General features: G+C 59.9%; 20 protein-coding genes. 8 read left to right on the top strand and 12 right to left on the bottom strand.

Annotated elements, in window-relative coordinates; all coding sequences use genetic code 11:
• A partial coding sequence (locus tag ADU59_RS31030) for a hypothetical protein (protein ID WP_210183469.1) occupies positions 1 to 371 on the top strand: 371 nt, incomplete at its 5' end.
• Positions 372 to 482: 111 nt separating this feature from the next.
• Positions 483 to 629: a hypothetical protein gene (locus tag ADU59_RS30610; RefSeq protein ID WP_158515717.1), complete on the top strand. Its 147-nt coding sequence runs from the start codon at positions 483 to 485 to the stop codon at positions 627 to 629.
• A gap of 731 nt (positions 630 to 1,360) precedes the next feature.
• Here ADU59_RS30610 and ADU59_RS10885 read toward each other — a convergent pair.
• The 4 genes from ADU59_RS10885 to ADU59_RS10870 all read right to left on the bottom strand — a co-directional run bounded on the left by ADU59_RS10885 (position 1,361) and on the right by ADU59_RS10870 (position 5,213).
• A complete protein-coding gene (locus ADU59_RS10885; RefSeq protein WP_068954101.1) occupies positions 1,361 to 2,179 on the bottom strand; it encodes an HpcH/HpaI aldolase family protein in 819 nt (272 codons plus the stop codon).
• A gap of 66 nt (positions 2,180 to 2,245) precedes the next feature.
• Positions 2,246 to 3,259 carry a TRAP transporter substrate-binding protein gene (locus tag ADU59_RS10880; protein WP_068954160.1) on the bottom strand — a complete coding sequence of 338 codons (1,014 nt, stop codon included), beginning with the start codon at positions 3,257 to 3,259 and terminating at the stop codon, positions 2,246 to 2,248.
• 44 nt (positions 3,260 to 3,303) lie between these two features.
• Complete coding sequence (locus tag ADU59_RS10875) at positions 3,304 to 4,584, bottom strand: TRAP transporter large permease subunit (protein ID WP_068954100.1); 1,281 nt, start codon at positions 4,582 to 4,584, stop codon at positions 3,304 to 3,306.
• 77 nt (positions 4,585 to 4,661) lie between these two features.
• A complete protein-coding gene (locus ADU59_RS10870) occupies positions 4,662 to 5,213 on the bottom strand; it encodes a TRAP transporter small permease (RefSeq protein WP_068954099.1) in 552 nt (183 codons plus the stop codon).
• Between the two features lie 181 nt (positions 5,214 to 5,394).
• Between ADU59_RS10870 and ADU59_RS10865 the strand changes: the two genes are divergently transcribed.
• The 3 genes from ADU59_RS10865 to ADU59_RS10855 all read left to right on the top strand — a co-directional run bounded on the left by ADU59_RS10865 (position 5,395) and on the right by ADU59_RS10855 (position 8,925).
• Positions 5,395 to 6,444, top strand: coding sequence for a LacI family DNA-binding transcriptional regulator (locus tag ADU59_RS10865; protein ID WP_068954098.1), 1,050 nt, complete (start codon positions 5,395 to 5,397; stop codon positions 6,442 to 6,444).
• A gap of 480 nt (positions 6,445 to 6,924) precedes the next feature.
• The gene (locus tag ADU59_RS10860; RefSeq protein WP_244506398.1) at positions 6,925 to 7,878 is read left to right on the top strand and encodes a WecB/TagA/CpsF family glycosyltransferase; all 954 of its coding nucleotides are present in this window, start codon (positions 6,925 to 6,927) and stop codon (positions 7,876 to 7,878) included.
• A gap of 162 nt (positions 7,879 to 8,040) precedes the next feature.
• Positions 8,041 to 8,925 carry a hypothetical protein gene (locus tag ADU59_RS10855; RefSeq protein WP_068954097.1) on the top strand — a complete coding sequence of 295 codons (885 nt, stop codon included), beginning with the start codon at positions 8,041 to 8,043 and terminating at the stop codon, positions 8,923 to 8,925.
• Between the two features lie 114 nt (positions 8,926 to 9,039).
• On the opposite strand, the gene ADU59_RS10850 is transcribed toward ADU59_RS10855, so the two are convergent.
• The 3 genes from ADU59_RS10850 to ADU59_RS10840 are packed head-to-tail and all read right to left on the bottom strand — an operon-like array spanning position 9,040 to position 13,916.
• Positions 9,040 to 10,563 (bottom strand): hypothetical protein, encoded by a 1,524-nt coding sequence (locus tag ADU59_RS10850; protein WP_068954096.1) that lies wholly within the window; start codon positions 10,561 to 10,563, stop codon positions 9,040 to 9,042.
• A 60-nt stretch (positions 10,564 to 10,623) separates the two neighbouring features.
• A complete protein-coding gene (locus ADU59_RS10845) occupies positions 10,624 to 11,769 on the bottom strand; it encodes a glycoside hydrolase family 5 protein (RefSeq protein ID WP_244506397.1) in 1,146 nt (381 codons plus the stop codon).
• Positions 11,766 to 13,916, bottom strand: a complete 2,151-nt coding sequence (locus ADU59_RS10840) for a GumC family protein (RefSeq protein ID WP_068954095.1) — start codon at positions 13,914 to 13,916, stop codon at positions 11,766 to 11,768. Before ADU59_RS10840 ends, ADU59_RS10845 begins: the two co-directional genes overlap by 4 nt.
• 231 nt (positions 13,917 to 14,147) lie before the next feature.
• On the opposite strand from ADU59_RS10840, the gene ADU59_RS10835 reads away from it, so the two are divergent.
• Both ADU59_RS10835 and ADU59_RS10830 read left to right on the top strand, forming a co-directional pair.
• Positions 14,148 to 15,560 (top strand): lipopolysaccharide biosynthesis protein, encoded by a 1,413-nt coding sequence (locus ADU59_RS10835; RefSeq protein WP_068954094.1) that lies wholly within the window; start codon positions 14,148 to 14,150, stop codon positions 15,558 to 15,560.
• A complete protein-coding gene (locus tag ADU59_RS10830; protein WP_068954093.1) occupies positions 15,557 to 16,651 on the top strand; it encodes a glycosyltransferase family 4 protein in 1,095 nt (364 codons plus the stop codon). The genes ADU59_RS10835 and ADU59_RS10830 overlap by 4 nt, the downstream gene beginning before the upstream one ends.
• Here the strand turns inward: ADU59_RS10830 and ADU59_RS10825 are convergent.
• The gene (locus tag ADU59_RS10825; RefSeq protein WP_068954157.1) at positions 16,637 to 18,121 is read right to left on the bottom strand and encodes a glucosamine inositolphosphorylceramide transferase family protein; all 1,485 of its coding nucleotides are present in this window, start codon (positions 18,119 to 18,121) and stop codon (positions 16,637 to 16,639) included. The two genes, ADU59_RS10830 and ADU59_RS10825, sit on opposite strands and share 15 nt — an antisense overlap.
• Positions 18,122 to 18,906: 785 nt before the next feature.
• A complete protein-coding gene (locus ADU59_RS10820) occupies positions 18,907 to 20,955 on the bottom strand; it encodes a bifunctional aldolase/short-chain dehydrogenase (RefSeq protein WP_068954092.1) in 2,049 nt (682 codons plus the stop codon).
• Between the two features lie 350 nt (positions 20,956 to 21,305).
• Here ADU59_RS10820 and ADU59_RS10815 point away from each other — a divergent pair, with 350 nt between their 5' ends.
• Positions 21,306 to 22,283, top strand: coding sequence for a sugar-binding transcriptional regulator (locus ADU59_RS10815; protein ID WP_068954091.1), 978 nt, complete (start codon positions 21,306 to 21,308; stop codon positions 22,281 to 22,283).
• A gap of 70 nt (positions 22,284 to 22,353) precedes the next feature.
• On the opposite strand, the gene ADU59_RS10810 is transcribed toward ADU59_RS10815, so the two are convergent.
• The 3 genes from ADU59_RS10810 to ADU59_RS10800 all read right to left on the bottom strand — a co-directional run bounded on the left by ADU59_RS10810 (position 22,354) and on the right by ADU59_RS10800 (position 26,009).
• On the bottom strand, positions 22,354 to 23,301 hold the full coding sequence (locus ADU59_RS10810; protein WP_068954090.1) for a carbohydrate kinase family protein: 948 nt from the start codon (positions 23,299 to 23,301) through the stop codon (positions 22,354 to 22,356).
• Between the two features lie 93 nt (positions 23,302 to 23,394).
• Positions 23,395 to 24,429 carry an ABC transporter permease gene (locus tag ADU59_RS10805; RefSeq protein ID WP_068954089.1) on the bottom strand — a complete coding sequence of 345 codons (1,035 nt, stop codon included), beginning with the start codon at positions 24,427 to 24,429 and terminating at the stop codon, positions 23,395 to 23,397.
• The gene (locus ADU59_RS10800) at positions 24,426 to 26,009 is read right to left on the bottom strand and encodes a sugar ABC transporter ATP-binding protein (RefSeq protein WP_068954156.1); all 1,584 of its coding nucleotides are present in this window, start codon (positions 26,007 to 26,009) and stop codon (positions 24,426 to 24,428) included. The genes ADU59_RS10805 and ADU59_RS10800 overlap by 4 nt, the downstream gene beginning before the upstream one ends.
• Between the last annotated feature and the right edge of the window lie 64 nt (positions 26,010 to 26,073).

The raw sequence follows: 26,073 nt of genomic DNA, 5'->3' as shown, positions 1-26,073 counted from the left end.
CGCGAACATCCGCCGCCCACGTTTCTCTTTCTCTCTATTCAATTGTCAAAAAACAGACGGACAAATCCGTCGAAAACCTAACCCCGAGAGCCCAAACATCCCTGCCTGAAACCCCAAATCCGCACCAAACTTTCATAAGAAACTTCAGAGCGAGTTCGTCGGTCGCCAGCAGCGCCGCCGCCCTCGTTGGTGAGCGGTTTATAGGCGACACACCGGAACGAAGTCAACAGGCCAATGCAAAGAAATTCAAAATAAATTGGTTCTGCGCGGAGTCCAAACGAGAGGCATGCGCGAAAGCCTTCAATGGGGCGCTTTGCTGGCGGCTGGAGGGGGGATCTCACCGCCCTTCGCCGCTATCCATGCTGCCTTAACGAAGGATTTACCATGATGGCTGTTACTGGTGGAACAGCAGATTCCGTGCCGCACAATAGTCTCACCCGCAGCTTTCAAAGTGTTGCAGTTGTTTGCGAAGGGATTGGGGTATGGCCACAGACAAAGGAATTACGATCACCGTCATCGCGTTTGCGATCGTGGCGATGTTCACCCTGAATTTTGCGATGACCCATTCCAACGCACCGGACGCACCATTGGCCGTCTCTCCCGAGATCACCTCTTCGATACCGAGATAGACCTCATCGGCAAGCTACCCGGTCTTCTGGCGGGCACTGGACACTGTCCGGTCCGCACGAACAACGCCCGGGGAAGCTGCAGATCGTTGTTATCCCGCCTTTGAAGTCCCTGAACCATTTGCAGCATCAGAGTGATTACCATCGGGCCAGGCGAGAACGCATCATTCCCCCGGCAGAATGGGTCCGCCCTCCCCTCTCCAGGATACAGGCCATCACAGCAGCCGCACTTTCCGGGCATGCCTTCAGTGCTTTAAATTTGCGACGCCGGCCGGGGGACATGTTTGGCGTAACTGCTGAGCGCTACGTACCCTGCGCTTCACTGGTGAAATCACCGCTCAGAGCGTTGTAAAACCCGTTCCTGTCGGCGAAAGCGTTCCGGCCGAACGTGGGCGCTTCCAGATTCGGGCAACGGATTGCATGGCCCAGAATGGCCCAATCCAGCGCAATGCCGAGCGACTCGATATACTGGATCGTCGGCGAATGCCTATCCGCACGATGAAGCTACCGGTCTTTGAGGTGCGGAACCGTATCTGCCAGGCTTTCAGGCGCAGCCAATTGCGCCTTCGCCGCGACGAGATCCGGCCAACTCGTATCCGGGTTCGCGAATGCCTGTTCGAGGGCGAATGCCGGCCGGCCGAACTGCGAGAGAGCTCGGAGACAGTGGGGGCACCAATGCCGGGAGCGGCTATCATCTGAAGTTCTCTCGCCCCATCGATAGCCGCCCCGATCTTTCAGTAGGACCGCGTCAGACCGCCGGCGTCGACGGCGTCACCATTGGCGAGCTTGCTGCGCAAAGCCTTGTAGTCCGCCAGAGCGGCAAGGCCTGCATCGCGCAAAAGCGCGACATCGTGGGGGCCGGCGATCACGCGGTAGCCGCGCTCGATCAACTGACCGACCGACGCACCACCGTTGGGCACCGTTCCCATGATCTTGCCGGAGGCACGGATAGCGGCCTCGGCTTTCCTGACGAGAGCCTGCACATCCGGATGGCCGGTCTGTTCAAGCCGGCCGATCGAACCGGCCAAATCATTGACGCCGATGAAAATGATATCCGCCCCTTCGACGGCGGCAATCTCCACGGCATTCTCGACGGCGGTATAGGATTCCAACTGCACCGCGATGAGCATCTCGCCGTTCGCCTTATGAATATAGTCGGGCTCGAGCCCGAAAGTGGAGGCACGCACGACGCCGGCTGCATAGCCCCGAATACCGTGCGGCGGGTAAAGGCAAGCCCGCACGGCAGCCCGTGCCGCTTCCGCGGTATCGACGGACGGGATCATGACCGACTGCACGCCGGCATCGATCACACGCTTGAGAAAGACATGATCGTTCCACGGCACGCGCACCAGGGCCGGGGTTGTCTGGATCGCCCTGAGCGTTTCCATGATCTCGCGGCTTTCACCGACGCCGTGCTCGTGATCCACCAGGAGAAAGTCGAAACCGATATGCCCGAGGATTTCGGCATTGGTCGGCGAACCGCCGCCGACCCAGCAACCGTAAACAGTTTCACCGGCGAGAAGTTGGGCCTTGAGGCGATTGGGCTTGAACATCGGTCATACCTTCTAAGCTTGGGAAAAAATGAAACGGCGCGGGATAAGCCCCGCGCCGCAGAGGCATCACTTGGCCGTGCGCGCCTGCTGGATGGTATCGTTCAGCAGCTTGACCAGCGCCGGGTCCGCGGCGGCCGAAAACTTTTCTGCGACCGGCTTGGTCTTCTCACGGAAGCGCGCAATTTCTTCAGGCGCCAACTTGGTAACGGTCATGCCAGCGGCGGCAAGCGCCTCCACGGCTTTGGCATCGGCCTCGCGGGATGTCGCACGCTGGAAGGCGGCGGACTCCAGCGCTGCCTGCTGAAGCAGTTCCTGTTCATCCGGATCGAGCTTTTCCCATACAGGCTTGGAAAAAAGCAGCACCATCGGATTGTACGTGTGGCGCGTCAGCGTCAGATATTTCTGCACTTCGTTGAGCTTGGCCGTCAGGATCGAGGCAGCCGGGTTTTCCTGGCCGTCAACCGTCCCGGTTTCCAGGGCCGTATAAACTTCAGGGAACGGCATCGGCACGGCATTGGCGCCCAGCGCCTGGAACATTTCCAGATAAATCGGCGACTGCACGACGCGGATCTTCAGGCCTTCGATATCATCGACCTTTTCGACGGCGCGGCGGCTGTTGGTCAGGTTGCGGAAGCCCAACTCCCAATAGGCCAGAACGACAAGGTTCTTCTCGTCGAGTTCCGCCTTGAAGATCTTGCCGACTTCGCCGTCCATAACGGCGTCAGCTTCCTTCGTGTTCTCGAACAGGAAGGGGATGTCGAGCAGGGCGAAATCGGGTGCAAGGCTCGCCATGAGCCCGGCATTCAGGGCCGACATCTGCAAAAGGCCGCCCTGCAGCGACGCAACCGACTGCATGTCGCCTCCGAGCATGCCGGCCGGGAACACCTTGACATCGATCTTGCCGCCGCTCTTTTCCTTGACGATTTCAGCGAACTTGCGCTGCCCGATCACAAGCGGCGAGCCTTCCGAACCGGTGCTGGCAAAGCGGATGGTCTGCTCGTGAATTTCGGCCTGAGCCGGCAGTACGCAAAGAGATGCCAGCATGACACCGGCAAGAAGGGTATTGACGAGCTTACGCATATAGATTTCCTCCTGGTTGCAATGCGAAAACGAATGTGTGCGGATTAGTGCGACAGCCATGCGGCCGGGACGGTGACCAGTTCCGGAAAGACGATCATCAACCCGAGAACGATGAGCTGAGCGATCATGAACGGCGTGACACCGCGGATCACGGTCTCCATGCTGGTCCGGGTCACTCCGGCAACCACGTTCAACACCGTGCCGACGGGGGGCGTGATGAGACCAATGGAATTGTTGATGATGAACAGGACGCCGAAATAGATCGGATCGATGCCGGCCGCCTGAACCACCGGCACGAGCACCGGACCGAGAATGAGGATGGTCGGCGCCATGTCCATCGCCGTCCCGACGATGACAATAAGAATCATGATCATCAACATCAGCAGGCGCGGGCTGTCCATGAAGGGTGAGAGCAGCGCGACGACCTGGCCCGGAAGGTCGGCGATGGTGATCAGCCAGGCGGAGACGAGGGCCGCCGAAACCATGAAGATGACGACACTGGTGATCTTGGCCGACGTGACGAACACCTTGTAGAGCTGCGCAATCGTGAGTTCCCGGTAGACGACCATGGAAACGAACAGGGCGTAGATCGCGGCGACGACGGCAGCTTCGGTCGGCGTGAAAAGACCAAACTTGAGGCCGAAGATGATGATGACCGGCAGACCGAGCGCCCAGAGGCTTTCGCGCAGCGCCTTGAGCCGTTCGGCAGCCGAGGCGCGCGGGCGCGGCTCCGTCTTCTCCTTGCGGGCAACGATGTACCAGGCGATCGCAAGCGCCAGACCAACCATCAGACCGGGCGCGATACCCGCCATGAAGAGCTTGGAAATCGAGAGATTGGCCGTCACGCCGAGCAGGATGAAGGCGATCGAAGGTGGAATGATCGGCCCAATGATCGAGGCGGAGGCGACAAGACCGGCGGAGCGTGCCTTGTCATGGCCCGCCCTCACCATCATCGGCACGAGCAGCGCGCCGAGCGCAGCCGCATCGGCAGCGGCCGAACCCGACAGCGCAGAGAGGATGCAGGCCGCGATGATCGCGACGTAACCCAACCCGCCACGAACATGGCCGACGAGGGCCAGAGCCAGATCGACAATGCGGCGCGACAGGCCGCCGACATTCATCACCTCGCCAGCCAGCATGAAGAAGGGAACGGCCAGCAGGGTAAAGCTATCGGTGCCGCCAACGAGATTCTGCGCCAGGATCTGTGCATCGAAAATATCGAGTTGCAGCATCAAAGCGACACCGCAAATAATAAGCGCATAGGCGATCGGCATGCCGATGGCCATGGCGGCGAGCAGGGAGGTGACGAAAATCAGAATGGTCATTTGGCTTATCCCGCAGTATCCGGGCGCGTCTGGCGCTCACCGGCACACTTGAATGGTCAACGAAGGCGTGGGGGAAATCAGGATTTGCCGTTATCCGGCGTCCGGTAGGCCTCGATATCCACCTCTTCCTCGCTCTCGCGCACGCCGATCAGCTCGTCGTCCGGCACGCGCCCGGCTAGTGCCCGAAGGAGCGCCAGGCTGAACCAGCCGGCAGAAAGCGCGGCGAAGATCAGCAGCGGCGCAAAGAACCAGGCCTGGGAAATGCCCATGACGGGCGTGGTCATGCCGAGATTGATGACGAACTGCTTCCATGTGCCGGTCGCGACCAGCCAGGTTGCGTAGAGCATCAGCAGGTTCGACAGAACAAAACAGATGATGCGCCCTTTGCGCGACAGCCTTTTCACCAGCGTATCGACGCCCAGATGGGCACGCTCTACGAGCGCGGCCATCGCGCCGAGGAAAACCATCCAGACGAAGAGCAGCCGCGACAGCTCATCCGAAACCGAGATGCCGGTGTTGAAGAGGTATCGAAGCACAACATTGCCAAACACCAGCAGCAGCATCACGGCCATACAGGCAGCAATGATCGCCTCGATGGGTTTGACCAGAATTTTCGTGACGGCGCTCATATCCCCTCCTCCAATCGCGCCCGGACAGGGCTTTCCATAGCCGCTTCCGCCTCCTCGCGATCCGCAATGTAAGCGCATACATATCAATGGCGGAAACTTTGTCAATCGGCCGGATTTCGGTCGATTGCTTGCGTTTCGTGTCCTATTGTATGCGGATACATATTTGCGTATGGGAGGAAGCATGGCACGTGGCATGAGGGAGACAGGCAAGGCAGCAGGACCGCGCGCACTGGATGTGGCTGCGGCAGCGGGCGTATCGACGGCGACGGTTTCGCGTGCGTTCAATGCACCTGAAAAGGTGGCTCCCGAGATCCGCGACAAGATCCTCAAGATCGCCGCCGGGCTCGGCTGGATGCCTCATCCGGCCGGCGCAGCCCTCGCAAGCCGCCGGACCTGGCTGGTGGGCGTGCTGATCCCCACGCTCGACCATGACGTTTTCGCCTCGCAGGTGGGTGAGCTGCAAGCGCGGCTGTCGGAGGCAGGAATAACCGTTCTCATCGGCTGCTCCAACTATGACGGTGCACAGGCCGAGGCGCAGCTGCGGGCCATGCTTGCCCGGGGCGTCGAGGCGCTAGCGATCGTAGGCGAGGCACAGCGCGAGGGTGTCTTCGACATGATTCGCGCGCGGCGTGTTCCCTATATCGTCATGTATTCGTATCGCGCGCATGCAGAACATCCGTTCGCCGGCTTCGACAATGCCGACGCGTCCCGCCGGGCCGCCCACCATCTCCTTGATCTCGGCCATCGCGATTTCGGCCTGATCCATCAGCCTGCGAAGGACAATGACCGCGTTCTTGCCCGCCTTGACGGACTGCGCGGAGCACTCGCGGAAAAAGGCATCGCCCTTCGGCCGCAACATGTTCACGAGGGTGTCCCGTCGCTCACATTCGGACGGCAAAGCCTGAAGGCCATCATGGAGACGCCAGGCCCGCGCCCAACAGCCATCGTCTGCGGCAACGATACGCTTGCGATCGGCGCAATGATCGAAGCCCGCGCTTTGGGCATCAAGGTGCCGGAGGACCTGTCTGTGATCGGCTTCGATGACGTTGCCATGGCATTGCAGATGGACCCGCCGCTAACCACCATGCGTGTCGAGAATGCCGAAATCGGTCGTCGAGCCGCCGACTATCTTCGCACCTGCCTCGAAGACGGCACGCCGGACGACCCGCCACCGGTAGAATGCCGCCTGATGCTGCGCGGCTCGACAGCGGCCCCGCGACAGGCACGATAAGCGCGACGAGCGGATCGACACGATCAACTTACGACGGCCCAATGTCCGCATGTCCCGGTCTGCTGCCAACTCCTCCAGTGGTTGTGAAGGCGCCGGCAGTCATTTCGCGATCGTCTCTCCGGCAATTCGCGGGCTTGGAAGGCCACGATATTGTGTTCACTCGGAGCCATCCATCCCCGGCAGGTTGTAGTCCTCTCCCAAGCAGAGTTGATGAGGTCCACGGGGCGCATGTCTTGGCCTGGCAGACGGCAATGGCCGGGAAAACCACTCTAATCGAGGAAAATCTCGGTCGGAGCGGGCCAGAACGCTGTGCGGCGCGGTCGCCCGCGCGCAGCTTCGAAGCGACGCGGTTGAAAACCAAACACAATCATAGAGATAAAATATATTTTATTTAAAGTTTACGTATTAACTAAATATTAATTGGCAGCTTAACTTTGATGACGGGAATCTTTATGTATCTCTCAACCGGAGGTACTTGGAATGACTGGTATTGATGGACGTTCGGGAAAAAACATTGACGGTAGAAATGCAATCAAGAGTGCATATCGGACCGGTCGTGCTGAGCGGCCCGATATGGCCATATCCACAGCGGGGGAGGACCTCCGTGTGAACGGGGAAGACACGGGCCAACCGCCCGCCGCGAAACAGCGCGAAACCGTCTCGTTGCTTCCGGAAAACCTCCTCACGTTCCCCAGCATTCTGCTCGGGGGGCTGCCCATCACGGTGCTTGATCGGCAAAGCGCCGCCTTTTTGATGATTTCCGCGACGCGGAAACGTCGCCCCGACAACCGTCCCTACTATTTCACCTCTGCCAATGGAGAGGTTATCGCACGCGTGCACGCGGATGCCCGGATAGCCAGTCTCTTCCACGGCGCCGACCAGATCTTTGCCGATGGCCAAGCGCTCGTCTTCGCATCACGATGGCTGTGCAGGATAAAGCTTCCGGAGCGAGTAGCCACCACCGACCTCTTTCACGACGTCGCGAGGCTGGCTGAATTTCTGGGCGTAACATTCTACCTGTTGGGAGCGACCGAAGCCGAAAGCGACAAGGCCGTCGCCGCGATTCAGGCCCGCTATCCCAACCTGCGCATCATCGGCCACTGCCACGGCTATCTTACCGGCGACGCTCTGGAGGCGAAGCTTGCGGAAATCGATGCGCTTGCACCCGATATCTTGTGGCTGGGTCTGGGCGTGCCGCGCGAGCAGATCTTCGTGCGCGACTTTGCAGCCCGCCTCACACATGTCGGCGTCCTGAAAACCTCGGGCGGGCTCTTCGATCATCTGGCCGGGAAGACCCAGCGAGCACCGCTCTGGGCACAAAAAGCCGGCTTCGAGTGGTTATGGCGCGTGTTGATGGAGCCGCGCCGACTGTTCTGGCGTTACCTGACAACCAATCCCCGGGCCCTCTATGTCATCTGGAGGTATTCGAAATGATTATCCGTCGCCTCACCGACTCGCAGCTCGTCGAAACCGATACCGATACCGATACCGAGATTGCCATCGCCCGCACACGCCGCGCAGGGGCACTCGCCAACATCAGCGCAAGTTGAATCATGCGGAGAATGCTACTTTTTCAATTGTATTTCGGAGTTGATCATGGCTGTCTTAGGTGCATTCCCCGCAGGCCTCGTCTGCCGACCGATTCATGAAGATGATTGGGAAGGTGTCATCGCATGTCTTGGCAGGGGGTTTCCGCAACGTCACCGGAGCCATTGGGTCAGGGCTCTGGCCCGTATGGCACAACGGTCTGCCATCGCCGACTTCCCGCGATATGGCTTCGTTCTGGCCATGGAGGAGAGGATCGTCGGTGTTTTGCTGGCGCTCTATTACACCCGGCAAGGGCAGGAGGGCGAAGAAATCCGCTGCAATCTTTCAAGCTGGGCTGTCGATGAGGAATTTCGGCCCTACGCCGGAAAAATGGTCATTGCGGCGCTCAGACGAAAGAATGTGACCTATATCAACGTTTCACCGGCACCCGAAACGATGAAGATCAACGAAGCACTCGGTTTCCGTCGCTACTCCAACGGGCAGTTTGCCTTCTTGCCTGCCCTAGGTTCGGTTCGAAGGCCATACCGTATTCTTGAAGTGCGGCCTGATCTTCCTGAATTGATGCTGCTGTCTGAAAGCGAACGAGGCATACTCCTGGAACATGCTGCGCTCGGTTGCCGTTCGCTGGTTTGCGTTCGCGACGGAAGAGCTTTCCCTTTCGTGTTTAAGACGCGCCGCGTGTTTCATGGCCTCGTTCCATGCAGTCAGGTCATCTATTGCCGCTCCGCTTTGGAACTGGCCCAGTGCGCCGGCCCTATCGGGCGCTTTCTCCTTCGAAAGGGAATCCTGCTTTGCGTCGTTGATGCCAACAAGCCGGTTCTCGGCCTGACGGGCCGGTATTTTGGGGAGAGTGGACCAAAATATTTCAAGGGCCCGAAACCGCCTTCACTTGGAGACCTGACGTTCACCGAGTTCGTGATATTCGGCTCGTGAATGCAGAGGGAACAAGCGGCTGTCCCGTGGGACGGTATTCCTCGGGACGCGTGTCACGATAAACGAGGGGCGGCGATCGAAGCGGGCGAGAAAGGCCTGCGGCTCTTGCCAAGCTCAGTCGCGCAAAGGACCTCTTGCCATCGCTGCTTCACGCCAGCGCGTACCCAACGAGATGCCGACAAGAAGCAGACAAAAGCCGAGAGCAAGGGGCGAGAAGAATGCCTCCTCCTGCAATACGGCATTGGCCGAGATCGTGACAATGACGACAAAGGCAAACAGGAAGTCGGGCTCACCTGTCTCCAGGAGCTGCCGCCGCGCCGTTGCGGCGAGCGCCGCCAGAAAACCGAAAAAGACGAAACTGCCGATTCCCATCTGGTAGAGCATCACGCCGACGGCACTCTCCACAGGAACCGAGGCAACCCCCTCCCCCTGAGCTCGCCCCCAATCGAGATTGAGGCTGGTGCTGGACAAATTACCCCCCAACCCGAGTCCTTGCCCAAGTGGGTTGGACAGGAATTCACGAACCCCCGCAATCAGGCCGAGAACGTGATAGTCGCCATGCGTCGCACCATAAGCAACGGCCACCGTCGTCCAGCTCACGGCCAGCGCGACCACGGCCGTAAGCGTCAGTTGGACTTGAGACGGCCGATAGATCAGCCGAGCGCCGAGCGCGACGACCAGCATGAATGTGGCCCCCTTTGAACCGATCACAAGAAGCAGAGGCAAGGCTGCGATGGGCAGCAGCCAGCGCCCCTTGAAGAGAAGCCAGGCTGACATGATGCTCAAGCCATATGCATAGCTGATTGGATGAAAGTTCGGGCCGCCATTACGGAAGATGGGCGGGAGCAGATCGCTGAAGAACCGTGTATTGAAGAAGGTCGTCATCATTGTGTCCTCAAGACCGCGGAGCACGAATCCGGTTTCCCTCAGCGCCTTCTCCCACACGCCAGCCTCAATCTGTTCCTTGAGCCCACGTTGAATGTAAAGGTCGCCATGGAAGAGACTGAGGAAGTCCATCCTGAAGATCTGTTCCAGATAGCCGTAGACAATTGCACCGACACAGAGCCAAAATATGCTTTTACGCAAGTCGATGGGATAGAGGCTGGCGGCCAGGACCGCGATGTGGAAGCAGGCCAATGGTGTGATCGTATTGCGGAAATAGATGACGGCGTCCTTGGGGCCTCCGTTCAGAACCCCCAGGGCGAAATAGAAACAAACCGTTGCGCATAGTACGAAACTGAAGAGCAGCCAGGGGCGCAACTCGGTCAAGGCGCGCACGCGGTATTGAAACGAAGCCACGAGAAAAACACCAAAAGCGGTCATCAGGATGACGAAATTGGCACCGCGCAGCGCGTCGAACGTATTGTCGTCGGGCACGAAGGGCGTGAACCACGCGACCACAAGGTTTTGGTATAGAAAGGCACACGCGATAATAACGGGCATGCTTGCCGGCAATGCGATCGAAAGGATCAATGTCAGCAGGAAGGTTGTAACGATCCCGAACGGGGTCCAGACCGCGAAAGCCGAAACGGCCGCGACGATAGCGAGGACAGCAACGCACAGGTCAAAGAGCGCGTCGGTCTGCATCAACCCATGATCGCTTGCACCGAACCGGATCGGCGCGCCCGTGGTGCTCATTTCCGGTCCCCTTCGATTTCCGCAAAGGACTGTGCGAAGGGATGATATCTTCCGTACATCTCACCCCCCACCATCAGCTCCGAACAGGGCAGCGATCATTGAGCGATCGAACCCTTCGGTGCTCTGCCGGCTCTGGATGACGCCGAACCCCTGATCGAGCTCCCAATAGGCCCAGCCGATCTGGTTGGCTTCGGCCGCCTGACGCACGGCGCGGACCCAGGACGTGCGGCTTTCGGCATCCACGCAGAAATTGAGCACGCCGAACTCGTTCAGAATCACCGGGCAGTCGTGTGCCGCAGACCAACGCGCCAGCCCGGCAAACTCGGACACGATCGCCGCTTCCGTCCACGGAGTGGCCAATTGCTCCTCGATCATCGCTGCCGCCTGCTCATCTCCGGCCGCCCGCAGCGCAGCGATACGCTCCCGCACGAGCGGCATTTCCTTCGTTGCCGGAAAAGGCAGGTTGGCGATACGGGCAAGCGGCGATGTGGTGTCCCAGGTCTGACATTGATGCGTGAAGGCCATCGGCGCATAAAAATGAATGGCAACGATCTGGTTATCGTCGGCAAGAGGCGGCGTATCACCAAGCTCCCAGATTCCTTGATATGGGGCCGGGCCCCATATCAGCGTGTGAAGCGGACATTTGGATCGCAGGGTTTCGGCAAGCTTGTCCCGCAAGGGAAGCCACGCCGTGCGTTCCATGGGCGGCTCGTTCAGGAGTTCCGGATAAACGGAGCTTGCCGGGAGATCGGCAATGACGTCGCGAAGGATCGTCCAGGCCCGGATCGTCCTCTCGGCTCCCGCATCGAAATCATCACGCAAAGCCGTGTGAAGATCGGTGGACGGATGCATGTCCACAATGACGTCAAAACCCTGCCGGACAAGTGTCGTCACTCCATCGTGGATAAGACGGAGTCCGGCCGTATCATCCGCCGATATGAGAGTGTCGTTTACCGGCAACCGAACCGTCTCGAAGCCTGTTTGGCGAAGCTTTTCAAGGACCGCCTCGCCCGGAGAAAGTCCGTCCTTACGGTCAAGCCAGCCCGGCAGATTGAAGCCGCGCGACGGAACGGCCCGCCCGCCCGCCGCCTGTGCCAACCCTGACACGGGAAGGGAAAGCGCCGCCAGGAGGGAACCTCCTGCGAGCGCGAGAGCGTGGCGGCGTGATACAGCCGTCGATTGCCATCTGCTATCCGTCAGCATCATCGACCACGCCTTTCAAAGACGTTGCGGCTCCCCTCGCCGTCCCCGGCCGACCGGATAGGCCGCGCCACCCGGTTTTCGGCTGACCCTATACCCTCGGGCGCGATGACAAGCGTCGCACTCCGCCGGATTTGGTCAGAATCGAGATGTTTGCGCAGCAGGCTGGTTGCTTCAGACTCCTCTTCCGATGGGCCGAGTGCAAAGAGCATGAGGTCAGCGTCCGCGAAAAGCTCCGGATCCCAGCTGTTGTCGATGACGGCAGGACCCATCATGAGCACGAAATCGAACGCCCCGGCGTCGGCCAGAATGTCATCGGCGGTAAAGCGACGACCGGTTCCCCCTGCCCTGCTCGCAGCGGTATTGTACACGACGGTTTGGAGGCCGCTTGCACCATTGACGAACACGCCAGTGCCGTGTCGCGCCGAACCGTCGAATTCAACCACAAGCACTTTCTGGTCGGCCTGTTGGAAGCCTATTCCAATCATCGCGCCCGCAAGTTTTGCTTCGAAAGGATTGTGAATCGAGGATACCAGGAGCACATAGGGTTTGGGGTGCTCGGTCAGGTGGAGAATGATCCGCCGTACGAGCTGCAGCAGATCGCGCGAGAAGGCCTCGCTTCCCGCTTGGAAAAAACGCCTTCTGATCGCCCTGATGGATGACTGCGCGCCGAAGCCCACACGCGCGGGCAAGCGGTACTCTCCAAAGTTGATAGGCACAGGCTCCGGCCGCGATAGGGCAGCTCCGTCATCTTTTTGCGTGTCAATCGCCTGCAGGAGTCCCCTTGGAGGTGTTGGCGAGCCATCTTGTGGTTGACGGATCGGCCCGTTCACCAACGCTAGACCACATCCAGCAATCAGGCCCAGAGCAGCGCTCACAGGCAAGAGCAGAAACGGCTTCGGCCACGTCGGCTGCGCTGGGGGAGCAGCCATGCTGATCACCCGCGCCTCGGGCAGCTGGAGACCTTGCAGCTGCGACGTTTCCTCGGCGCGCTTCAGAAAGTCGTCGAGTACGGAGCGGGCCGCCTGGGCTGTGGATTCCAGTCGCCGCAACTGCACCTGAGCGGCATCAGAGCTCTCCGACTGCTGGCGCAAAGCATCGAGCTTCGCTTGAAGCGTCGTGACATTTTGTAGCGCCAGATCGTATTTGGCATTCAGCTCCCGGGTTATCCGCTTGGCCTCTGCCGCCATGAGCCCTTCGGTCTTATTCAATTCGGACTTGAGCCGCCGGATCAGCGGATGGCGGGGTTGGTACACGGTTTCGGAATTGGCAAGTTCCGCTGCGCGCTTGTTATAGTCATCGCGTAGTTTTTCGATCGTGCTGGAAGACAGTATTTCCGAGAGCTCGCCAAGATCTGCTGGCAGCGTACCAGCCACCAGCGCCTGATCATATTTGTCCTTCGCTCGATCGGCGTCGCCCCGCGCTGCAATCAATTGGTCCGTGACCTGATCGATCTGGGATTGCAGTGTGCCTCCGGCAGCAACGTCCAGGATCTGATGCTTGATTTTAAAATCACCAACCGTTCGCTCGGCATCGCTGACGTTTTTCTGAAGGCCGCTGATCTTATCGGCAAGCAGCGCGCTCACATCGCTATTTGCGGTTTCTCTTTCTCCGGAAAGACCCGCTCTGTAGCGGTCAACGATGGCATTGGCGATGCGTGCGGCCTTGTCGGAAACCTCGGACATAAAGCTGACATTGATGACATAGGTCAGTCCCGCCCGCTCCACTGAAACCCGACGTTGAAAGCGCTTGAAGATGGAATCTTTCTCGAGGGCTCCGGATGCCCACAGGAACGACAGGAGGCCGCGATCGGCAAATTCAGGATCGCTTTCGATGCCCTCGCTTTCCAGGACCTTCATGAGCAAATCACGCGATTGAATCACGAAAACCTGGCTCGCGATCGCGGCACTGTCCATCCCTATTCCGGGAAGAACGCTGTCGAAATTGGTCGCGCGTGAATCGCGTGGATCGATCAATATCGAGGCCGTCGCCGTATAGCTCGGCTTCGTCACGGCAAGATAAAGGAGTGCCAGCAAAAGCACCGTCCCGATGCTTGCAAGCACCATCCTTCGACGTTGCCAAAGGATATTCCAGACGGCACCTAAATCGAACAGTGGCGGAAGGGTGCGCTCATCAATGTTAAATGGCTTCATCCTTTGCCTCTCCGCAACCGCGGGCTACAGGTCGTCCGCCTCAGTATTAACGATTAATGTTAGCCATCCGTTAATATTACAGCCATAGGTCGAGGGAATATAGCGACCACCAGTAACCATGCCGCGAGTTCATGGTGGCGCAATCGCGTGTTTTTGCGCTATTTAGAGACACGTTGCATTGCAGGGTTTTCGGCCGCCGAGCGAGGATCGATTCATCTCGGGATTGTAAAATTGGGTGACAACATAGGCGACCACAAGATCTCGCGTGCCGGACCGGCCGGCCCTGCTGCCGACGGGCGCATGTCTGTGGGTGCGCTCGCCAAAAGCGGCGCCGTTGCAGGCTTCATCAAGCTTGCCAGCGCGGGCCTGTCGTTCTTCATGTTCGTGGCGGCGGCAATGATGACCGACGTGCGGCAATTCGGCCTTTACAGCACCGCCTATGCCGGCGCCAGCCTTGTCTCCTACTTCTCACTGGTCGGCCAGCACAGCACCGTCATGCGGTTTTGGCCCCAGTATGCCGGAAACAACGATCTCAACTCGGCGAATGGCCTGATGGCGCGCGCCATTCTTGTTGCATTGGCCGGACTTTCCGTTTTCAGCCTGCTTGTCATGGCGGTCGGCTTTCTACCGCTCATTGGCCGCGACGTGCCGGAATGGCGATCGCTCTGCGCGGCCGCGACTGTTTTGGCCTTCGCACTTGGCTGGTCGGAATTCACGTCCTGCGCTTTCCGCGCCAAAAACAAGCTCGTGGCCGGCCTGCTGCCGCGGGACATCATATGGCGCGCGGCGACCATAGCGGTTTTTATCGCAGCTCACTTCATGCATGCCCAGATGAGTGCCGTTGCGGCGACCTACCTGACGGCCGGGCTACTGCTCCTTTCGATCGTTCCGCAAACCGTTGTCTTGCTGCGCGACACGACCCGCGCCAGGCGCGGCCCGCTCAGCGAAGAACAGAAAGACGAATTCAAGACCGTGACGCTTGGCCTTTGGGGCGTCACGGCGCTGCCACCCGCGCTCGGCCAGGCAACGACGCTGCTTGTTGCCGCAATCCTGGGACCTGAAGCTGCCGGCGCAATCTTTGTTGCCGACCGGACCATGCGGCTCGTGGTGCTGGCTCTCAACGGCATCAATCAGGCGCTCGCGCCACAGATATCAAACGCCTTCTACAGAGGCGACAGATCATATGTGCAGCGCATCACCAGCCTCGCCGCCCTGGGCGGCTTTGCTATCGCCCTTTGCGTGCTGGCGACGTTTGCAATCTTCGGAAATCTGATCCTGTCGATCTTCGATCCGGCCTATGCCACGCCAACAATGCACGCGACACTCATCATCTTCGGCATTGGCGCAACGGTGGGAACTGCTTGCGGCCCAACCGAAATCCTTCTGCAATTGACCGGCCTGCAGCACGCACTTTTCAAACTGCTCATTGTGGTCAACACACTGGGGCTCGGAGCAACGGCGGCACTGACTTATCTTTTTGGACCCATCGGCGCGGCGCTCGGCATCGCGGGCACAATCATCATATGGTGCGTGATCGCGGTCTCTATCGCCCGGCGAAGAATAGGGATCAACCCGTCAATCTTCGGCCTCTTCACCGGGAAAGACGAACGCGTCGCCCGCACGTTTTTGAGAGGCCGCACGTGAAAATCGTCCAGGTGCAGACACAGGCGGAGGCTGCTGGTTCACAACGCATTTCCGACATGGTGGGTGAAGGGCTGCGTGCCCGCGGCCATGAGGTTCGTACCGTGTTCATGTACCGGAAGACCGACGTCTACGACCGCGATCCCTATGCTGATTTCATCCTCGCCGCCCCACCAAGGGGATTGCCGGCACAGGCGCGGGCAGCCGTTGGGCTCGCGGGCTATTTACGCAGAACGCGGCCAGACGCAGTCATTACCTTCCAACATTATGGCAATATCTTTGGCACGATCGGCGCCCGGCTGGCAGGTGTCCGGCCGATCGTTGCGAACCAGAGCGGAGCGCCACAGACCAAAGGGGTCAGGGGCATGCTCTCACAGATCGACAAGCTGATGGGTACGCTCGGACTTTACCACGCAAATGTCGTCAACTCGGCTTGGACCAAAGCGCAGTTCGATTGCTACCCACAAGCCTATCGCAAACGAATCCTGCGCATCGACCATGGCGTTGCCGCGCCTTTGGAAAAATTCGACAAGGCGGCGGCTCGCGCCGCATTCGGCCTGCCCCCCCACGTATGGCTTGCCGTCTCGTCCGGCCGATTGTCACCTTCAAAGAACCAGATCGCCCTTGTCGGCGCACTGGCTCACGTGCCCAACATCCATCTGGCGATCGCCGGCACGGGACCTGAATGGGAGGCGCTTGTCGCCTTTGCCAAAAGCAAAAACGTGGCGGATCGGCTGCATCTGGTGGGCGAGGTCCCTCCCGCACGCATTTTCGAATTCCTGGCGGCGGGTGATGCCTACGCATTTTCCTCAACAACGGAAACCTTCGGCCTCGCCGCCGTTGAGGCCGCCATTTCCGGATTGCCGGTCGTATCGAGCAATCTTTCCGTACTGCAGGAAGTTCTGACGACGGAGGACGGCGAACCCGCGGCGCTCTTCGTCGAGGCCGACGCCCAAAGTATCGCCGGGGGGCTCGCCAACATCATCGCCAAGCCGGAGCTGGGTGCCCACCTTGCGGCCGCGGGGCGGCGGCTCAAGGAGCAATACTCGCCTGCAAGGATGTGTGCCGGCTACGAGGCGTTACTTGTTTCCTGAGCCCTTCCGCACAGCCGCAATCCCATCGATCACTTCCAGTCCGCCCGAGTGGTTCAGAGTATGGATCCGCGGATAGGGCCAATCACCATCCGCGACAATGGGCCGGGGTTGCGAGAGACGCACTGTCTGCATGTCCAATGTCTGCAACTCGCAGAGGCCGAGCCCCCCGCCATAACCAAGCGTCCCGTCCTGGACCGGCAGGAAGATACGGCCCTCCCGGTCACGAAAGAAAGCGCCTCCCGGACGCGCCATGCGGCGGTCAATCAAAATAGGGTTTAGCGGATGCGGCTTCCACGGCCCGATAAGCGCGGGAGCGTAGAAAACCACAAGAGTGTCAGAGGTGCTGCCATAGCCATCCCGGTTTGTGGCAAAGAGCCAAAGCCTCCCCTCATGATCGAGAAGCGTCGCGTCTGAGATCTCCCCCTCGATGAGGACGCTCTCCGCGACCCAGCGATCCGGAAACCCTACAGCCCGGTAGAGTGTAAGCTTTCCGCTAGAGCTTGCCTCCGGAAGCATCCAGATCGCGCCATCGCGCTCGAATACCTGGGGATAGGAAAGATGGTGCGGCTCCTCCAGCACGACCCGCGGCTCTTGTGGGGTTCCGTCGGAATTGAACGGCACAACGGAAATGACCGCCTTGCCGACGGCATGGACATAGTCTTCCACGAACACGAAGGAGCGGCCCTGCCACTGGAAAGGAAAGGGATCCGCATAGAAGCGATCGCCGGAATCCGGCAAAACCGACCAGCCAGTCCCCAGCCTGCCCGTCTCCGCCACTCCAAGTGCATCGGTAAAACGGTAGCCAACGCACCAATGTGCGTGACGGAAACGTGCACGCCGAAAGGCCTCCCGGCCGAGCCGCGGCAAGGATTTGGCCAAATAGGCGGCAGCGAACTGCATTGCTGTACCCTCGCCGTTCCGGGTCGTTTCGGGCGCTCGCTTCTCGCCCGTGAGTCGGCCTTCGATAAAGGCACGAACCACTGAAACAGCCAACGTTATCGCGCGAGCAAGGACATCCTCGATGCCAAATGCCGCAGATTCCCGCTTGTCAATCATCGGCCATGCGCGCCCCACCACGACCGTGTGATCAAGAACGGCCTCAATCACCGGCAAATCGCCCGCCGCCACCGCCAAGGCAGCCGACAGGTCGAAACGGGCCCCGTCGAAGGTCAGCAGGATGGTGGGAACGTCAGACGGCGCGGCATCGCCCGCGAGATCCAGCCGCAGGGCCGCAACACGGCTGCGAGGGCTCGCCGGAATTTCTGGTTGGGGAGCAGAAAGCCCCGGAGCGGTTCGGCGAAAAAGACGCCGTTCGAGAGCGAAAATTGCATTCACCGCGGCTGGCCAGCTCGGTGAGCCAAGCTGCTGCAGCACGGCGACATCGTAACCCTCCGCCTGAAGTCGCTCGATGACCATCCCCTGCCAACGGCGAGGAGCGGATCGTGGAACGATGATATCGATCGGTAGCATGGCGCTTCCCATCCGCGGCTGTATCACGCGGGTTTTCCGGGGCTGGAGAGGCTATGATTTGGCTAAAAAGCTTACATTCGCGTTACTCTCGAATTTCGGGCACGAATCAAGTGCACGTGATTCTGGCGGGCGATCTTCGCTCTCGTAGACAAGAATGCACTGCATTCTCCGGTTCTCTGGATGAGCCATTGAGCCGACTGAAAAATGCATTGGATCAACGGGGCAAGCTCAAGACTTCTGCGGTCGCACCGACAATGCAAGGCCTGGTCCAGTTGGATCGATCCGATTGAGTGATGAAGGTGCTTTGGGAAGCGGGTGCCACCGCGTCTCAAAAACCCGGTGTCAATCAGTGCGTTTCCAGGCATCCACAAGAGCATCCAGGCGAACGCACCGTTGACCAGTCGTCGCAGCGGAGCACACCGAACGAACCATCCGCAACATTGAAACAGCCGCCTGTTGATCAGTCGAAAGAGACTGGTGCATACGCGTTGCCCTCGTCGCTGACTTTATGCATGGCCTCAAAATGCATGGCCTCAAATCTTCGGTGCGATCATCTCGAACCGGTCGTGAATCGGAGCGCGGGCGCCCTCCGCTCAGCCGGGCACATGCATGAATCGCAGCCGGATCGATATGCAGACGATCATCGACAGCCCTCTCCCGGATCGGTCGTGAGGCCGACCACCCTATTGCACGGTTAAAAAACAGAGACACCGGCCGACACCCGAAGATCGGATGCTGGTCGGTGGGCAGGATTCGGGGCTCTTCCGCTGCGAAGACGGCGTGTATTACCGCATCATGGCGGCGACATTGCCGCCATCGACGGTGATGACCGCGCCCGTGCTGGTGCGGGCTTTGGCGAGATGGACGAAGGCGGCTGCGACGTCATTGCCTGTCACCTCACGATGCACGAGATTGCCCCGCATGTAGGCTTCCGGTGTCATGCCGCGTGCGCGGCTGCGATCCTCGACCATCTGGTCGGTCATCAGGCCGGTGCGGATACGATCGGCATTGACCGCATTGGAGGTGATGCCGTCGGCACCATGCTCGACGGCATACTGCCGCATCAATGCCATCAATGCCGCCTTCGATGTACCGTACGGGCCGAAATCCGGGCCTGGGTTGATCGCCTGCTTCGACACATTGAAGACAAGCGCGCCACCGGTTCCCTGCTCCTTCATGATCCGCACGGCACCACGCGCCATGTAATGATGTCCCCAGAAATTCAATGCGAACGCTTTCTGGAGCAATTCGTCGCTGACATCGACCATCGCACCCTGGAAGGCAGCGCCGGCATTCGAGATGATGATATCGACGCCGCCGAAGTGGACGGCAACCTTGGCAAGCGCCGCATCCACCTCTTCAGGCTTGGTCACGTCACACACGAGGCCGATACCGCCCAACCGCTTGGCTTCCTTTTTCAAGGTATCCTCGGCCAGATCAAGCAGCACAATCTCGGCGCCTTCGGCATGCAGAGCCTCGGCGATCGATAATCCGAGGCCGCCTGCGCCGCCGGTGATCACAGCCACCTGCCGTGTCAGCGGCTTTTCCGCCTGTTTGGCAAGCTTGACCTGCTCCAGCGACCAGTACTCGATATCGAACAGATGTTCTTCCGACAGCGCCTCGAAGCGTTCGATGCCTTCGGCATTACGGATGACGTTGATCGTTGCCTCGGCGACATCCGCGCCGACGTTGGAGGCCTTCTTCGTCGGGCCTGCGGCAAACAGACCAACGCCCGCCACATAGAAGACACGAGGCATCGGGTCCAGCATGCGCTTGTTGCCGCCGACACGTGCATTGTTGCGTTCGAAATAGGCTTTGTACTCGGCCTTGTAGGCCGCTATCGCCTCATGCACACCCGCCGTCCACGCAGCCATGTCCCCTGCAACGGGGGCGGGCAACGCCACGCCGAACCGCTTGATGTGGATGACATGCTCAGGCGTCGCATTGCCGCGACGGACCAGATCAGAAACGTTGGCCGCGTTGCAGAAATCCAGCACGTCGGGAGTGGATCGATGTTCCAAAACAAAACGGCGCGGCAGGCCCTCGATACCGGTATCAAGAGCGATGGCACCGCGCAGAACCGGGGCGATTTCCGCAGCAGTCGCAAGATGTTCCGGCTGTTTGACGATGGTGAACGGGCGCGGATTGCCCTGTGAAATGCGACGTTCCGCCTTGTCGATGGCCGCGATCATCTTCTCGTAGGACTCACGCGGATCGTCCGACCAGCTGAAGATGCCGTGTTTCAGCAGGATCATGCCATCGCCGCCCGGATTGGCGCGGAATGCCTCGTCGCAGGCCTTTGCAAGATCGAATCCCGGCATCACGTAGGGCACGATGATCGAATCGGGGAACAGTTCGCGTACCAGGTCTTCACCATGCGGCTGGTTGGTCAGCGACACGATTGCGTTGGCATGAGTATGGTCGATGTGCCGGAAAGGCAGGTTTGCGTGCAGAATCGCTTCGACCGAAGGGTTCGGCGCGGCCGGATCCATCAGTAACCGGCGCTGAAGCATCACCATATCGTCGTCGCTCAGCGTTGGGAATTTCACCATCGCCTGAAGCGGCTGGAGGCGAACCGCCGGCAGGCCCGCCGGCTCGATCGTGCCCATATCCCAACCGCTGCCCTTGACGCACAGGACGTCAACCTCGGTTCCGTCCATCTCGATGAACGTCGTCTTGACCGAGGTATTCCCGCCGCCGTGCAGAACCAGTTCCGGATCACACCCGAGAAGACGGGTCGTATAGGTGCGGATGGCGAGATCGCGATTGACGCCAGCCGCAACATAGGCGTCGACGACGCGCGTGAATTCTGTATCTGACCATCTGGACTTCATGCAAGGCTCCTGTGCTGACCACGCGGTTCGATCTGCCGCGCGGGGTATGGAAGAGGGAAAATGGGCCGCAGTGCTACGGCCGACGCGATCCCCGCAACGGTGTGAATACGGGAGGGAAGGATGGTACCGGAGCGTCGGAACCCGCCGCAGGCGACATTGCCGGCTGACATGTTCCGGACCACCAACGGCCAGCCTATGGCTGTCGATTGCATTTTGGCTCCTCCCATCATCTCGCAGAAACAAATGGCACCTCATGGTGTCTTTTGTCAATGTACGCGATAAATTTGTTTGACAAACGCCACCTGACAGGGTGAGGAGAGAGTTATGATAGTCCAGCGGAGCAATGGATAATGGACGCTGCGCGTGCAAACCGGTCGATCGGAGAGAGCATAGTCCTGCCGGCGGAGTTCGACGATGCTGTCGTTTGGGCGGCATGGCTCTATTATGTGGACCAGTTAACGCAGAGCGACATCGCCAAGATGATCGGCGTCTCAAGGGCGACGATCGTCAACTTCCTGCAGGAAGCTCGTGAACGTGGTCTCGTTTCCATCCGCATCAACACCGAGGTCGGCAGCCGCACCGGCATTGCCCGGCGCCTGAAGGATAAATTCGGCCTTGATGGGGCGCTCGTCATCCCCGCTGCGGATACCACGCCCCTCGTCCAACGGCTCGGGGAGGCAGGTGCCCGTCTTCTCGCCGACATGGTTCAGGAGGGCGATACGATCGGCGTGGCCTGGGGACAAACCGTACTTGCCGTGGCCGACTATATATCCCTGCCGGAACCGCTGGCTGGGCTGACCGTCGTCCAGGTATCGGGTAGCTCCATCGGCAACCCGGACTTCTCACCCGAGTTCTGCACCTCCTTGATGTCCAACCGTATCCATGCGCGCTGCGTCAACCTTTTGGCGCCGGCCCTACTCTCGACACCGGCGTTGAAGAGACAGCTTCTTGCCGAGCCGGTGCTCGTCAAACAGTTCGAGCTTATTCATTCGGCCAATATGATCCTGTTCGGTGTTGGCGACATTGGCCCCCAGACCTTGATGCGCTCTGCAAATATCGCCAACCAGGAAGAGATCGATCTCTATGAGGCCAATGGCGCGGTCGCCGTACTGATCTGCCGCTTCATCGATGCCGACGGCAATCCGGTGACTGGCGAGCTCGATGATCGCATGGTGGGGATAGAGCTGAACGAACTGGCCCAGGTCCCCCGCCGCCTCTGCGTTGCCGGCGGTGCGTTCAAGGTTCCGGCGATCCGCGCAACATTGAAGGGCGGTTTCGCCACCCATCTGGTGACCGACATCGCCACGGCGGAGATGCTGTTGGAATAGCCCGTGTGCCCGCTCGCCGTTCCATCCGGAAACAACGAGCAGGCCGGCTTTGCTCCCGGAGTGTGCCGTGTCAATTGGTCTTGACGCGGGCTGTCTTCATGAAATCCCAGGTCCCCTCGAACGAGACGATCCCGGCATCCGAGCCGAGCCCGGTTGCAACCAGCGCAGCCGACGCCTGTGCAAACTTCATCGCGGTTTCTGTGTCCATCTTATGATGAAGCGCGGCGATGAAGCCGGCATTGAAGGCATCACCGCAGCCGGTGGTATCGACAACATCGATCTCGAAGGCCGGCAGTTTCAAGCTATTCCGTTGTGCATCCATGAAGCAGACCCCATCACCGCCCATGGTGAACACGCAGTGCTTGACACCGAGATCGGTGAAGAAGCGCCCGGCGTCTTCAGCGGTCTTCTGGCCGGAGATCAGCATCGCCTCTTCCACTGACGGCATGAAGTAGTCGATATAGGGGAAAAGCGGACGGATGAGCGGCAGCGTCTTCTCGCTCGCGCCCAGCAGGTCGAAGGTTACAGTCCGGCCGTATCGCTTGGCTTCCTCAAGCAGAATACGGCTCGGCTCGCCGTCGAGGCGATCGAGCAGGCCGGTACCGCCGAGGTGAACGATCGGCGGCGCCAGAACGCGCTCGCGGGCATCTTCCGGAATCTCGAAATGTCCAGATGCACCGCGCACGTGCAGAGCAGGCCTTTCGCCATTGCGGCGGATGTTGAGGATGGTCGCAGATGTCGGCACGCCGGGGATGCGCTGCATTTCGGTTCTGTCGATGCCGAAACGATCCAGCGTGGCCAGAACGAAATCTGCTTTTTCATCGTCGCCAACAGCGCCGACGGCCAGGCAGTTGAGCCCCAGCTTTGCCAGATCCACCACCGTGCCGCCGGCGGTACCGGCAACGGTCAGACGAATCTCGTCGATGAACTCGACATTGCCCCCCGCCGGAATGCGGTCGACCGGCCGGCCGAGAATATCGAGAATGTAAAGTCCGATTACGGATACGTCGTGCACCATGCACTTAACCTCCCTGATGAAATCTGTCTCCCGAGGGACCTCTTATCCTGCCCACGGCCCTCGGAAGCCGAGCACATAAGCCATTCCGGTCAATTAGCGCCGGGGGCGTAGCGAAAACACGGTGCCAGCAAGAACGATGAAGATACCGACGATCACGAGCTGCCACGTGCTGGGAATCCCGACTAGAATCAGCACATTGCTGACCAACGTGATCAGCACCACCCCGAGCATCGTGCCAATGACGCTTCCCGACCCGCCCGTGATCCGCGCTCCGCCCAGAACAACGGCCGCGATGATCTCAAGTTCGGTTCCGGCAAGATCGAAAGGGTTTGCCAGGCGGTTGCTCGACACGTGCATGATCCCGGCGATGCCAGCCAGAAGCCCTGCATACGCAAAGACGAAGACATGAACGACGCGCAGATTGTAGCCGAGCCGCTCGGCGATACCGGGACTGCCGCCAACAGCATAGACAGCGCGGCCAATCAGCGTCCGCTGCAAGATCCACCACGTGATCACGGCAGCGACAAGCAGAACCAGCACCGAAGCCGGGAGCACGGAGATCATGCCATTGGCGCTGTGATGGGTGAACAGCGCCAGCTTGCCGAAAGTTTCCATCGAAACCGGGATATTCATGAACAATGCTGTGCCGACAAAGGTCAGCAGGAAACTGCGGATGACATATTGCGTGCCGATCGTCACGATCAGCGACGGCGCCCGTAGCGAATGAACGAGAAGTCCGTTGAGGGCGCCGAAACAGGCGCCTCCCGTCGCAGCCAGCACCAGAATGACCGGCATCGGCATGTCCGGAATCCAGTTGGTGACCAGCATGGTGACGGAATACATCACGAAAGCCGCAATGGCCGTGAAGGAAACGTCGATGCCGCCCGATGCCAACACCACCAGCACGCCCAGTGCAAACAGGCCGCGCACCGTGGAGGCGCGCAGGATGTCGAACAGGTTTGCAACCTGCCAGAAATCCGGATTGATCGTGCCGACCACCACGCAGACCAGCACGATCATGATCAATGTAAAGACCGGCGGATGACGTAGCAGCCAGTGCCAGATGCCGGCGGCAGACGGCTTGCCGACCGGCGCCGGAACGGTTGCAGTTGAAGTCACGTCGGTCATTGCCCTGTCCTTGCAGTCGTCTCTTGAACCAGCGCGCGGTAAAGCGTCTCCTCGACAAGCCCCTCGGCCTCGAAGGTCTCGACCACGCTGCCCTTGCACATCACCATGATCCGGTCGCAGTTTTGCAGAAGCTCCGGCAGGTCGTCGCTGATGATCACGACCCCCATACCTTCGTCCGCAAGGCGTTGAATGATCCGGAAAATCGTATCCTTGGATCCCACATCGACACCGACGGTCGGGCCGTGCAGGATCAATAGCTTCGGATTGATCGTCAGCCATCGGCCGATCAGGACGCGTTGCTGATTGCCCCCGGACAGGGACTGAACTCGATTGGCAACATCCGGCGTCGCCACCTGCAGATCCGCAATGGTGCGCTCCGCCAGTTCGCGGCTGCGGCGCCCATCGACGATGCCGAACACGTTGCGCAACCGGTCCAGCACCGGCATGACGATGTTTTCTTGGATCGATTTTTCCAGAAACAGCCCTTCCGAAAGACGGTCTTCCGGCACATAGCCGATGCCCGCGGCGATCGCGGCGGCGGGCGTTTTCGGCGTCACGTCAGCGCCATTGAGGCGAATGCGGCCGGTGTCCGCAGGAATGACGCCGGCCATGGCCAGCGCAAGTTCGTTGCGTCCGGAGTCCAACAGGCCGGTGATGCCAATCACCTCGCCGCGCCGCATGGTGAAGGAAACATCGGTGAAACCGTCGCGCCGCGATAGCTTGTCGACGGCCAGGAGATCGTCCCCCAATGCCGGCTGGTCGCGATAGCGCGCCTCGTCCAGCACCTTGCCGGTCATCCAGAAGGCCAGTTCCGTCTTGCTGTGATCGGCAATATCGCATTCAGCAACCTTGAGACCATCGCGCATGATCACGGCGCGACCACCGATCGACTTGCATTCGTCGAGCTTGTGGGTGACGAACAGCACCGCGACGCCCTTGGCGCGCAGACGATCGACCACGCCGATGAGGTTGTCCACTTCCCGTTTGGTCAGGGCGGTGGTCGGCTCGTCCATGATGACCAGCCTGGCATCCGACGCAATGGCCCGGGCGATAGCGATCAGCTGGCGCGTCGCAATCGGCAGTTCATCGGTGCGTGTCGAAAGGAATAGCCGGTTTGTCGGCAGGTTGACGGCTGTCAATGCCCGTTCCGCCGTCTGGCGCATCCTGCCAAGATCGAGACGGCGCGCGAGCTTTCCGGCAGAGGCGACGAGTTGCTGGGTCAAACCGACATTTTCCGCAACCGAGAGATTGGGCAGCAGCGACAGGTCTTGATAGACGGTCTCGATGCCGGCAGCCAGCGCCGCCACCGGCGTCAGTTTGCCGAGCGGTTTTCCATCGATCAGCAACTCACCCTTGTCCGCCGGCTGCGCACCCGAGAGAATTTTGATGAGCGTGCTCTTGCCGCAGCCATTCTCGCCCATGAGATGATAAATCTGGCCGGGTTCGATGGCAAAGCTGACGCCTTTCAAAGCCCGGACACCGCCAAAACTCTTCTGGACGTCACGGATTTCCAGAAAGGGAATCGCGGCTTTCGACGGCCCCGTATCGGGATGAGAGGCGTCCGTGGATTTGAGCTGCATGGCACGATCCTGATGAAGAGACATTCCTCGAACACTCGATTGCAACGCCGGGCTTCATCATGAA

Source organism: Pararhizobium polonicum, from assembly GCF_001687365.1.
GTDB classification, from domain to species: Bacteria; Pseudomonadota; Alphaproteobacteria; order Rhizobiales; family Rhizobiaceae; genus Pararhizobium; species Pararhizobium polonicum.
Note: the sequence above shows the minus strand (reverse complement) of the source record. Positions and strands in the feature narration are given on the sequence as shown.